Annotated in this window: 8 protein-coding genes; 6 read left to right on the plus strand and 2 right to left on the minus strand. The window is 71.8% G+C overall.

Annotated elements, in window-relative coordinates:
• Positions 1 to 373 precede the first annotated feature (373 nt).
• The 3 genes from MHW47_RS23180 (at position 374) to MHW47_RS23190 (ending at position 7535) form a co-directional block, all read left to right on the plus strand.
• Positions 374 to 1108 carry a VIT1/CCC1 transporter family protein gene (locus MHW47_RS23180; RefSeq protein ID WP_239225711.1) on the plus strand — a complete coding sequence of 245 codons (735 nt, stop codon included), beginning with the start codon at positions 374 to 376 and terminating at the stop codon, positions 1106 to 1108.
• 414 nt (positions 1109 to 1522) lie between these two features.
• Positions 1523 to 6082, plus strand: coding sequence for a glutamate synthase large subunit (gltB, locus tag MHW47_RS23185; protein WP_239225712.1), 4560 nt, complete (start codon positions 1523 to 1525; stop codon positions 6080 to 6082).
• Positions 6075 to 7535, plus strand: coding sequence for a glutamate synthase subunit beta (locus tag MHW47_RS23190; protein WP_239225713.1), 1461 nt, complete (start codon positions 6075 to 6077; stop codon positions 7533 to 7535). Before gltB ends, MHW47_RS23190 begins: the two co-directional genes overlap by 8 nt.
• Positions 7536 to 7679: 144 nt before the next feature.
• Here MHW47_RS23190 and MHW47_RS23195 read toward each other — a convergent pair whose 3' ends face one another.
• Both MHW47_RS23195 and MHW47_RS23200 read right to left on the minus strand, forming a co-directional pair.
• A complete protein-coding gene (locus MHW47_RS23195; protein ID WP_239225714.1) occupies positions 7680 to 8900 on the minus strand; it encodes an SLC13 family permease in 1221 nt (406 codons plus the stop codon).
• Positions 8901 to 8942: 42 nt separating this feature from the next.
• Positions 8943 to 9866 (minus strand): rhomboid family intramembrane serine protease, encoded by a 924-nt coding sequence (locus MHW47_RS23200; protein WP_239225715.1) that lies wholly within the window; start codon positions 9864 to 9866, stop codon positions 8943 to 8945.
• 182 nt (positions 9867 to 10048) lie between these two features.
• On the opposite strand from MHW47_RS23200, the gene MHW47_RS23205 reads away from it, so the two are divergent.
• The 3 genes from MHW47_RS23205 to MHW47_RS23215 form a co-directional block, all read left to right on the plus strand.
• On the plus strand, positions 10049 to 10555 hold the full coding sequence (locus MHW47_RS23205; protein ID WP_239225716.1) for a pyridoxamine 5'-phosphate oxidase family protein: 507 nt from the start codon (positions 10049 to 10051) through the stop codon (positions 10553 to 10555).
• Positions 10556 to 10782: 227 nt separating this feature from the next.
• Positions 10783 to 10986 (plus strand): cold-shock protein, encoded by a 204-nt coding sequence (locus MHW47_RS23210; RefSeq protein ID WP_018104519.1) that lies wholly within the window; start codon positions 10783 to 10785, stop codon positions 10984 to 10986.
• 86 nt (positions 10987 to 11072) lie between these two features.
• On the plus strand, positions 11073 to 12514 hold a 1442-nt coding region (locus MHW47_RS23215), incomplete at its 3' end, for a DEAD/DEAH box helicase (protein WP_239225717.1).

Consider the following 12514-nt stretch of genomic DNA (forward strand, 5'->3'; position numbering starts at 1 on the left):
ATAGGGCCCCCCGCTCCGGCGCGCCCCGCTCCGGCCCGGGGCGCGGCGCGCCCGTTCGGCTGCCGTCCGCCCGCGGTGCCGCCGGATTTCCTGCGAACGTCTCCATCGCGTCGACCCTTCGCTCGTACCGAGCCCGTACTCGTGCCTGTGGAATCCGTTCCACGCGGAGCCGGGACGAAGGCAGATCACCGGCACAAAAGGGCCACTCGGATGAAGCCTTCCGGACAGCAAGGCAAGCCGTACCTATCCGGTTACGCAGGGTGGTAAGTACGGCCTGCCTTGCTGGCGGGGGCGTTTTTTCGTGCGTATTTTCGAGGAGTCGAGCGGGGGCGGGCGGGCAGAAGGCCCGTCTCCGGAGAGGGGAGATACCACCGTGGCCATCATCGAGACCGACGCCGTCCTGCACGAGGCGCACCGGGACAACCACACCCACCGTGACGTCAACGGCGGCTGGCTGCGTCCCGCGGTCTTCGGCGCGATGGACGGGCTCGTCTCCAACCTCGCCCTGATGACCGGCGTGGCGGGCGGCGACGTCTCGCACCGCACCATCGTCATCACCGGGCTCGCCGGGCTGGCCGCGGGCGCCTTCTCGATGGCCGCCGGCGAGTACACCTCCGTCGCCTCCCAGCGCGAGCTGGTCGAGGCCGAGCTGGACGTCGAACGGCGCGAGCTGCGCAAGCACCCGGTGGACGAGGAGCGGGAGCTGGCCGCGCTCTACGAGTCGCGCGGGGTCGAACCGGCGCTCGCCCGCGAGGTGGCCCGCCAGCTCTCGCGCGACCCGGAGCAGGCCCTGGAGATACACGCCCGCGAGGAGCTGGGCATCGATCCGGGCGACCTGCCCTCGCCGCTGGTGGCCGCCGGTTCGTCGTTCGCCGCCTTCGCGCTGGGCGCCCTGCTGCCCGTGCTGCCCTTCCTGCTCGGCGCCGACGCGCTGTGGCCGGCCGTGCTGCTGGCCCTGGCGGGGCTGTTCGGCTGCGGCGCGGTGGTGGCCCGGGTGACCGCGCGCAGCTGGTGGTTCAGCGGACTGCGGCAGCTGGCCCTCGGCGGCGCGGCGGCCGCGATCACCTACGGGCTCGGCGCGCTGTTCGGCGTGGCGGTCGGCGGCTGACCACCGCCCTCCGAAGGTGCCGGGCGGCCCGGCTTCACACGATCGGCCCGAAATGTGCGGGCCGGTCGTGTGACGTACGTCCTGACCCGCACCCCTGGGCGGGACCGGCCCGGCCGTCATAAAATGAGGCTCTATACAAGGCTGCGCATAAGTAGTCATCGCTTGGTGGTTTGGGTTTCCCTGCCACCGGGCAAGAGCCGTAGGCACCGCAGGCAAAGATGCCTGCCCCCGCGGTCTCCCCGGGCGCCGATCATCCGACAGCGACCCCTTTCACCGTCTCCGGCGGTGTCCGCATGTTGGACCAGTTCATCCGCTTTGTGAGAAGCGCCCCATCATGTAACCTGCATCAACTTTCGCAGAGGGCCAACGTCGTCCCTCGGCACCGCATATGCCACGACGACGACGGGAGAGCCGATGCGCACCGACGCCTGGTCGCCCATGGACGGTCGCCCCGCCCCCCAGGGGATGTACGACCCCCGCAACGAGCACGACGCCTGCGGCGTGGGGTTCGTAGCCACGCTCACCGGTGTGCCGGGCCACGAGATGGTCGTGCAGGCGCTCACCGTGCTGACCAACCTCGAACACCGCGGCGCCACCGGCTCGGAGCCCGACTCCGGTGACGGTGCCGGAATCCTGCTCCAGGTCCCGGACGCCTTCCTGCGTGCCGAGGTCCCCTTCACCCTCCCCGACGCCGGTGCCTACGCGGTCGGCATCGCCTTCCTGCCCGCCGACGGCTCCGAGGACGCCGTCGCCGCCCTGGAGACCATCGCCGGCGAGGAGGGCCTCACCGTCCTCGGCTGGCGCGAGGTCCCGGTCACCCCCGGCATCCTCGGCAAGGGCGCCCGCGCCACCATGCCGGAGTTCCGCCAGCTCTTCGTGGCGGACGGCGAGAGCACCGGCATCGCCCTGGACCGCAAGGCATTCGTCCTGCGCAAGCGCGCCGAGCGCGAGGCCGGGGTCTACTTCCCCTCGCTCTCCGCCCGCACCCTCGTCTACAAGGGCATGCTCACCACCGGTCAGCTCGAACCCTTCTTCCCGGACCTCTCCGACCCCCGCTTCGCCACCGCGGTCGCCCTGGTCCACTCGCGCTTCTCCACCAACACCTTCCCGAGCTGGCCGCTCGCACACCCGTACCGCTTCGTCGCGCACAACGGCGAGATCAACACGGTCAAGGGCAACCGCAACTGGATGCGCGCCCGGGAGTCCCAGCTCGCCTCCGGCCTCTTCGGCGACGCGCCCCTCGACCGGATCTTCCCCGTCTGCACGCCGGACGCCTCCGACTCCGCGTCCTTCGACGAGGTCCTGGAGCTGCTCCACCTCGGCGGCCGCTCGCTGCCGCACTCGGTGCTGATGATGGTCCCCGAGGCGTGGGAGAACCACGACTCGATGGACCCGGCCCGCCGCGCCTTCTACCAGTACCACTCCGCGCTGATGGAGCCCTGGGACGGCCCGGCCTGCGTCACCTTCACCGACGGCGTCCAGGTCGGCGCGGTCCTCGACCGCAACGGACTGCGCCCCGGCCGCTACTGGGTCACCGACGACGGACTGGTCGTCCTCTCCTCCGAGGTCGGCGTCCTGGACATCGACCCCGCCAAGGTCGTCCGCAAGGGCCGCCTCCAGCCCGGCCGGATGTTCCTCGTGGACACCGCCGAGCACCGCATCATCGAGGACGACGAGATCAAGGCGTCCCTCGCCGCCGAGCACCCCTACCAGGAGTGGCTGGCCACCGGCGAGATCGAGCTGGGCGACCTCCCCGAGCGGGAGCACATCGTCCACACCCACGCCTCGGTCACCCGCCGCCAGCAGACCTTCGGCTACACCGAGGAAGAGCTGCGCGTCATCCTCGCCCCCATGGCCCGCACCGCCGGCGAACCGCTCGGCTCCATGGGCACCGACTCGCCGATCGCCGCGCTCTCCGCCCGGCCCCGGCTGCTGTTCGACTACTTCACCCAGCTGTTCGCGCAGGTCACCAACCCGCCGCTGGACGCCATCCGCGAGGAGCTCGTCACCTCGCTGCGCTCCGTCCTCGGCCCCTCGGGCAACCTCCTGGAGCCGAACGCCGCGTCCTGCCGCAGCGTCGCCCTGCCCTTCCCGGTGATCGACAACGACGAGCTGGCCAAGCTCATACACATCAACGCCGACGGCGACATGCCCGGCATGAAGGCCGCCACCCTCTCCGGCCTCTACCGGGTCGGCGGCGGCGGCGAGGCCCTGGCCGCCCGGCTCGACGAGATCTGCGCCGAGGCCGACGCCGCCATCGAGGACGGCGCCCGCCTGATCGTCCTGTCCGACCGGCACTCCGACGCCGAGCACGCGCCGATCCCCTCGCTGCTGCTCACCTCCGCCGTCCACCACCACCTCATCCGCACCAAGCAGCGCACCCAGGTGGGCCTGCTGGTCGAGGCCGGCGACGTCCGCGAGGTCCACCACATCGCGCTGCTGATCGGCTACGGCGCCGCCGCGGTCAACCCGTACCTGGCGATGGAGTCCGTCGAGGACCTGGTCCGGGCCGGCACCTTCATCGAGGGCGTCGAGGCCGAGCAGGCCATCCGCAACCTCATCCACGCCCTGGGCAAGGGCGTCCTGAAGGTCATGTCCAAGATGGGCATCTCCACGGTCGCCTCCTACCGCGGCGCCCAGGTCTTCGAGGCGGTCGGCCTCGACCAGGCCTTCGTCGACCGGTACTTCAACGGCACCGCCACCAAGATCGGCGGCGCCGGCCTCGACGTCATCGCGCAGGAGGTCGCCGCCCGGCACGCCAAGGGCTACCCCGCCACCGGCATCTCCGCCTCGCACCGCGCGCTGGAGATCGGCGGCGAGTACCAGTGGCGCCGCGAGGGCGAACCGCACCTGTTCGACCCGGAGACCGTCTTCCGCCTCCAGCACGCCACCCGCAACCGCCGGTACGACATCTTCAAGAAGTACACGGACCGGGTGAACGAGCAGTCCGAGCGCCTGATGACGCTCCGCGGCCTGTTCGGCTTCAAGTCGGACCGCCCCTCGATCGACATCGAGGAGGTCGAGTCCGTCGCGGACATCGTCAAGCGCTTCTCCACCGGCGCCATGTCCTACGGCTCCATCTCGCGCGAGGCGCACGAGACCCTCGCCATCGCCATGAACCAGCTGGGCGGCAAGTCCAACACCGGCGAGGGCGGCGAGGACGCCGAACGGCTCTACGACCCGGCCCGCCGCTCCTCCATCAAGCAGGTCGCCTCCGGCCGCTTCGGCGTCACCAGCGAGTACCTGGTCAACGCGGACGACATCCAGATCAAGATGGCCCAGGGCGCCAAGCCCGGCGAGGGCGGCCAGCTGCCCGGCCACAAGGTCTACCCGTGGGTCGCCAAGACCCGGCACTCCACGCCGGGCGTCGGCCTCATCTCGCCGCCGCCGCACCACGACATCTACTCCATCGAGGACCTGGCCCAGCTGATCCACGACCTCAAGAACGCCAACCCGGCGGCCCGCATTCACGTGAAGCTGGTCTCCGAGGTCGGCGTCGGCACGGTCGCCGCCGGTGTCTCCAAGGCCCACGCGGACGTCGTCCTGATCTCCGGCCACGACGGCGGCACGGGCGCCTCCCCGCTCACCTCGCTCAAGCACGCGGGCGGCCCCTGGGAGCTGGGCCTGGCCGAGACCCAGCAGACGCTGCTGCTCAACGGCCTGCGCGACCGCATCGTCGTGCAGACCGACGGCCAGCTCAAGACCGGCCGCGACGTCGTCATCGCCGCCCTGCTCGGCGCCGAGGAGTTCGGTTTCGCGACCGCGCCGCTCGTCGTCTCCGGCTGCGTCATGATGCGCGTCTGCCACCTGGACACCTGCCCGGTCGGCATCGCCACCCAGAACCCGGTCCTGCGCGACCGCTTCTCCGGCAAGGCCGAGTACGTCGTCAACTTCTTCGAGTTCATCGCCCAGGAGGTCCGCGAACTCCTCGCCGAACTCGGCTTCCGCAGCATCGAGGAGGCGGTCGGCCACGCCGAACTCCTCGACACCGACCGGGCCGTCACCCACTGGAAGGCCCAGGGCCTGGACCTGGCCCCGCTGTTCTACGTTCCCGAACTGCCCGAGGGTGCCGTCCGGTACCGGAACACCGAGCAGGACCACGGCCTGGACCGGGCGCTCGACAACCAGCTGATCGAGCTGGCCGCCGACGCCCTCGGCGCCGCGACCCCCGAGGCCGCCCAGCCGGTCCGCGCCCAGCTCCCGATCCGCAACATCAACCGCACGGTCGGCACCATGCTCGGCCACGAGGTCACGAAGAAGTTCGGCGGTGCGGGCCTGCCCCAGGACACCATCGACATCACCTTCACCGGCTCCGCGGGCCAGTCCTTCGGCGCCTTCCTGCCCAGCGGGGTCACCCTCCGCCTGGAGGGCGACGCCAACGACTACGTCGGCAAGGGCCTGTCCGGCGGCCGCGTCGTCGTCCGCCCCGACCGGGGCGCCGACCACCTCGCCGAGTACTCCACCATCGCCGGCAACACCATCGCCTACGGCGCCACCGGCGGTGAACTCTTCCTCCGCGGCCGCACCGGCGAACGCTTCTGCGTCCGCAACTCCGGCGCCACCGTCGTCTCCGAGGGCGTGGGCGACCACGGCTGCGAGTACATGACCGGCGGCCACGCCGTGGTCCTGGGCGAGACCGGACGCAACTTCGCGGCCGGCATGTCCGGCGGCGTCGCCTACGTCATCGACCTCGACCGCGACAACGTCAACGCCGGTAACCTCGGTGCCGTCGAGGAACTCACCGAGACCGACACGCAGTGGCTGCACGACGTCGTGCGCCGCCACCAGGAGGAGACCGGCTCCACCGTCGCCGGGAAGCTCCTCGCCGAGTGGGACACCGCCGTGACCCGCTTCAGCAAGATCATCCCGTCCACCTACAAGGCAGTGCTCGCCGCCAAGGACGCCGCTGAGCTCGCCGGTCTCTCCGAGCAGGAGACCACCGAGAAGATGATGGAGGCGGCGACCAATGGCTGACCCCAAGGGCTTCCTGACCACCGGCCGCGAGGTCGCGCAGACCCGCCCGGTGGGCGAGCGCGTCAAGGACTGGAACGAGGTCTACGTTCCGGGCTCGCTGCTCCCGATCATCAGCAAGCAGGCCGGCCGCTGCATGGACTGCGGCATCCCGTTCTGCCACAACGGCTGCCCGCTCGGAAACCTCATCCCCGAGTGGAACGACTACGCCTACCGCGAGGACTGGACCGCCGCCGCCGAACGGCTGCACGCCACGAACAACTTCCCGGAGTTCACCGGGCGGCTGTGCCCGGCGCCCTGCGAGTCCGCGTGCGTGCTCGGCATCAACCAGCCGGCCGTCACCATCAAGAACGTCGAGGTCTCGATCATCGACAAGGCGTGGGGCAACGGTGACGTCACCCCGCAGGCGCCGGAGCGGCTGTCCGGCAAGACCGTCGCCGTCATCGGCTCCGGGCCGGCCGGCCTCGCCGCCGCCCAGCAGCTGACCCGCGCCGGCCACACCGTCGCCGTCTACGAGCGCGCGGACCGCATCGGGGGCCTCCTCCGCTACGGCATCCCCGAGTTCAAGATGGAGAAGTCGCACATCAACCGCCGCATCGAGCAGATGCGCGCCGAGGGCACCAAGTTCCGCACCGAGATCGAGATCGGCCGGGACATCGACGCCGCGAAGCTGCGCCGCCGCTACGACGCCGTGGTCATCGCCGCCGGCGCCACCGTCTCGCGCGACCTGCCCGTGCCGGGCCGCGAGCTGAACGGCGTGCACTTCGCGATGGAGTACCTGCCGCTCGCCAACAAGGTGCAGGAGGGCGACCTGACGGTCTCCCCGATCACCGCCGAGGGCAAGCACGTCGTCGTCATCGGCGGCGGCGACACCGGCGCCGACTGCGTCGGCACCGCGCACCGCCAGGGCGCCCTGTCCGTCACCCAGCTGGAGATCATGCCCCGGCCCGGCGAGGAGCGGAACGCCAACCAGCCCTGGCCGACCTTCCCCATGCTCTACAAGGTCACCTCCGCGCACGAGGAGGGCGGCGAGCGGGTCTACTCCGTCTCCACCACCCACTTCGAGGGGGACGAGGACGGCAACGTCCAGGCCCTCCACCTCGTCGAGGTGGAGTTCAAGGACGGTAAGCTGGAGCAGAAGCCCGGCACCGAGCGGGTCATCCCCGCGCAGCTGGTCACGCTCGCGATGGGCTTCACCGGCACCGACCAGTCCAACGGCCTGGTCCAGCAGTTCGGTTTGGAACTCGACGCACGGGGCAACATCGCCCGTGACGCGGACTACGCGACCAACGTCGACGGCGTGTTCGTCGCCGGGGACGCGGGCCGCGGCCAGTCCCTCATCGTGTGGGCCATCGCCGAGGGCCGCTCCGCGGCACGCGGCGTGGACCGCTTCCTGACCGGAGCCAGCGCCCTGCCGGCCCCGATCCGCCCGACGGACCGTGCCCTCACGGTCTGACACGGCACACAGACGTCCCGCACAACGGCGTGCGGAACTGAACGCGGCGCCTGCCCGTCCCCGACCGGACCCGGCAGGCGCCGTGGCGCGTCCGGGGACGGACACGCGGGCCGTACGGCCACGGGCGGGGGGCTCCGGCGGCGCTCAGCCGGTCAGGGCCAGCGCACAGGTCGCCGCCCCCGTCGCCACCACCGCGAGCACCAGACCGGTCAGCGCGAAGCGCCGCACCCCGATCCGCGTCCCCTGCCACCGGCACCGCTCGAACCACAGCAGCGTCGCCAGCGACCCCCACGGCGTCACCAGCGGCCCCGCGTTCACCCCGATCAGCAGCGCGAGCAACTGCCGGTGGTGGTCCGCCGGCACGACCGCCTCACCCGCCACGTACGCCGGAAGGTTGTTCAGCACGTTGGCGAGCCCGGCACCCACCCCGGCCGTCCGCAGCAGCCCGGCCAGGCCCTCGTCCGAGCCGAGCGCCCGCACCAGCACCTCGTGCAGCCCGTGCGCGTCGACCGTCTCCACCACCAGGAACATCCCCGGCACCAGCACCAGCAGCCGCCACGGGATCAGCGAGAGCCGCAGCTCCCCGGGCCGCCGCACCGCGTACGCCGCCACCACGACCACCATCGCCACCAGCGACGCCGACCACAGCGGAACCTCCACCAGCAGGATCGCCAGCAGGAACCCGGCACACGCCGCCGAGCACACCCCCAGCAGCACCCGGTCCCCTGGGGAGGGCAGCGGCGGCGGGGTGTACGTGTCGGCGCCCCGCCGGCCCCGGCGCCAGTAGAACACCCACAGGCACAGCGCCGTCGCCCCGATCGCCGCCAGCTGCGGCAGCCACATCACCGCCGCCAGCCCGGCCGGGGACAGCGCCACCCGGTCCGCCGCCAGCAGATTGGTCAGGTTCGACACCGGCAGCAGCAGGCTCGCCGTGTTGGCCAGCCACACCGTCGTCATCGCCAGCGGCACCGCCGCGATCCCCACCCGCCCGGCGAGCGCCAGCATCACCGGAGTGAGCAGCACCGCCGTGGTGTCCAGGTTCAGCGTGATCGTCGTCAGCGAGGCGAACGCCACGCACAGGCCGAACAGCAGCGGATAGCGCCCCCGTCCCGCCCGCGCCACCCATGCCGCGACCACGTCGAAGACCTGCGCCCGGCCCGCCAGCTCCGCCAGCACGATCACCGTCGCCAGGAAGGCCAGCAGCGGACCGATGCGCCGCACCTGGTCCTGCGCGGCGGCGGACGGCAGCAGCCCGGTCGCCACCGCGACCACGCCCGCCAGCAGCAGCCCGCCGGCCAGCCAGTCCAGGGGGTGCAGCCGCCGCACCGGGGCGGGCAGGAGCGGCGGGAAGTGATCGTTCCGCATGCGCGTCATCGTGTCAGACCGGGGCCGGCCCCCGGCCCCCGCTCAGCCGGTCAGCGCCGCCGTCTTCAGGACCACCAGCAGCACCAGCGCCGCCCCCAGCACCACACAGCCGGCCGCCTGCACGTACGCCCGCCGCCCGGCGGGCGCGTACGCGTACACGACCGTCACCGCCGCCCCGGTCAGCAGACCGCCCAGATGCGCCTCCCACGAGGTGAAGGCCGCCGACAGCAGCATCCACACCAGGAACCCGGCCAGGAAGCCGTTGACCTCCCGCCGGTCCCGGCCCAGACGCCGCCCGATCACGTAGAACGCGGCGACGAGACCGAAGATCGCACCCGAGGCGCCCACCACCGCGTCCGTCGGCGAGACCAGGTACACCAGCACCGAACCGCCCAGCGCGGACAGCAGGTACAGGGCCAGGAAACGGACCCGGCCCAGCTGCTCCTCGACCCCCCGGCCGAGCGTCCACAGCGCGTACATGTTGAACACGATGTGCAGCACCCCGAACGGCAGCGACCCGAACGACGTGCCGTCCGGCGGCAGATGGAGGAAGGAGCCGGTCAGCAGCCGGTACCACTCGCCGCCCACCACCCCGACCACGTCGAACCCCGGATAGCCGCCGTCGACGTAGACGTACCGCGCGCCGTCCCCGTCGGTCAGCCAGGCCCCCGCCATCTCGAACCGGTCGACGAGCCCCGGCCGTATCAGCTCCGCCAGGTACGCCAGCACGTTCAGGCCGATCAGCGCGTACGTGACGACGGGCACCGCCGTCCGCGACACCGTGCCGCCGAACGCCGTCCGGGGCCGGCGCATCGAGCGCTGCCCCTCCTTCACGCACTCCACGCACTGGTGGCCCACCGCCGCCTCCCGCATGCAGGCGGGGCAGATGAACCGCTCGCAGCGCACACAGCTCACATACGTCTCGTACGACGGATGGCGGTAACACGTGGTGACGTCGGCCTCCATGGCCGGCTCCTTCGTCCGTACGGGTATGCGGCGGCCGGTGGGGGGATCGGCGGCGAACAAGATAGCGAACGCGGCACCGTGCGCCCGCGCCAGGGCGGCGCCCGGCGCCCGAACGGGTGGGCCCGGCGACTCCTGCGGAAACACGGACAGAGGATGTCGGGTATCCCGGCTTCGATGACGTCATGACCACCACGACCTGGGCCGACTTCCGCACCGCCGAACCCGCCTTCGCCGACACCGTCCGCCGCCGCTTCGCCCTCCACCGGCACCACGTCCTCGCGACCCTCCGGGCCGACGGCTCGCCCCGGCTCACCGGCCTGGAGGTCGACTTCTGGCGGGACGAGCCGCACCTCGGGATGATGCCGAACTCCCGCAAGGCCCTCGACCTGCGCCGCGACCCCCGCTTCTGCGTGCACGCCAACCCCGGCCCCGGCGCCGAGATGACCGACGGCGACGTCCGCATCTCCGGCCGCGCCGTCGAGATCACCGACCCCGAGGTGCTCGCCCGCTTCATCGAGGAGCGCACCCCGCCCGAGCCCTTCCACCTCTTCCGCGTCGAACCCACCGAGGTGGTGCGGGTCGGCCTGGAGGGCGGCGACACCATCGTCATCAGCACCTGGCACCCCGGCCGCCCCCTGCGCACGATCCGCCGGGGCAACGACGAGGGGACGCTCTCCGAGGGCGGCTGAGCGCCGCGCCGGGCCGCGACGAGGCCCACGTCACACCACACGACGGCAGATCGTGCTACCGTGGACCTCGTTGCAGTTTTGGTACCCATGACTTTATGTGCGCCTGACGGGAATGCTTCGTCAGGCGCATTATTGTTTTCCGGCTTTCTCCGGATGGGGCTCAATGCGGCGACTTGGAATTCGTAAAGTGCGAATTTCCGGCACTGCACCTCCTGAAGGAGAACAACATGGCTACGGGAACCGTCAAGTGGTTCAACTCTGAAAAGGGCTTCGGCTTCATCGAGCAGGACGGCGGCGGCGCCGACGTCTTCGCCCACTACTCGAACATCAACGCCCAGGGCTTCCGCGAGCTCGTCGAGGGCCAGAAGGTCAGCTTCGACGTCACGCAGGGCCAGAAGGGCCCGCAGGCGGAGAACATCGTCCCCGCCTGATCGTCGGCGACGCATCCTTCGCAGCCGGGGTCCGCACCTTCACGGTGCGGGCCCCGGCTCGTGCTGTCCCAGGAGGACAAACCCGTATGACCCGCTCCGAACGCCAGGACCGTCCCACCCGCAACCGCCCCTCCCGAGGGCGCGGCGCGGCCGGGCCGAAGGCAACCGCACAGGGTTCCGGCAAGGCGTCGCCCCGTCGCAGGGCCACCCCGCCGCAGGGCGAATTCGCGCTGCCCGAAACCATCACCCCCGCACTGCCCGCCGCCGAGGCGTTCGACGAGCTGGACATGCCCGCCGCCCTGCTGAAGACCCTCGCCGCGCAGGGCGTGACCGCGCCGTTCCCCATCCAGGGCGCCACCCTGCCCAACTCGCTGGCCGGCCGCGACATCCTCGGCCGGGGCCGCACCGGCTCCGGCAAGACCCTCGCCTTCGGCCTCGCGCTCCTCGCCCGCACCGCCGGCCGCCGCGCCGAACCGAAGGCCCCCCTGGTCCTGGTCCTCGTCCCCACCCGGGAACTGGCCCAGCAGGTCACCGACGCGCTGACCCCGTACGCCACCGCCGTCAACCTGCGGCTGGCCACCGTCGTCGGCGGCATGTCGATCACCCGCCAGTCCGCCACCCTGCGGCGCGGCGCCGAGGTGCTCGTCGCCACCCCCGGCCGGCTCAAGGACCTCATCGAACGCGGCGACTGCCGCCTGGACCAGGTCGCGATCACCGTCCTGGACGAGGCCGACCAGATGGCCGACATGGGCTTCATGCCCCAGGTCACCGCCCTGCTCAAGCAGGTCGAGCCCGACGGCCAGCGGATGCTGTTCTCGGCGACCCTGGACAAGAACATCGACCGCCTGGTCAGGATGTTCCTCACCGACCCCGTCGTGCACTCCGTCGACCCGTCGGCCGGCGCGGTCACCACCATGGAGCACCACGTCCTGCACGTCCTGGACGAGACCGACAAGAAGGCCGTCGCCACCCGGATCGCCGCCCGCGACGGCCGCGTGATCATGTTCGTCGACACCAAGCGCGGCGCCGACCGGTTCGCCAAGCGGCTGCTGGCCAGCGGGGTCCGCGCCGCCGCCCTGCACGGCGGACGCACCCAGCCGCAGCGCAACCGGACCCTCGACCAGTTCAAGAACGGCCAGGTCACCGCGCTCGTCGCGACCAACGTGGCGGCCCGGGGCATCCATGTCGACGACCTCGACCTCGTCGTCAACGTGGACCCGCCCACCGACCACAAGGACTACCTCCACCGCGGCGGACGCACCGCACGCGCGGGGGAGTCCGGCAGCGTCGTCACCCTGGTCCTCCCCGAGGAGAAGCGGGACATGACCCGCCTGATGCAGGACGCGGGCATCGCCCCCCGCACCACCCGCATCAAGTCCACCGACGAGGAACTGAGCCGCCTCACCGGCGCCCGCGAACCCTCCGGCGTCGCGGTCGTCATAGAGGTCCCGCAGCCGGCCCAGCCCCAGCGCAGGCCGGCCGCGACCGGCACCCGCTCGGCGGGCCGCAGCCGCAGCCGGGGCCGCCG

Source organism: Streptomyces sp. OfavH-34-F (genome assembly GCF_022347745.1).
Lineage (GTDB): Bacteria > Actinomycetota > Actinomycetes > Streptomycetales > Streptomycetaceae > Streptomyces.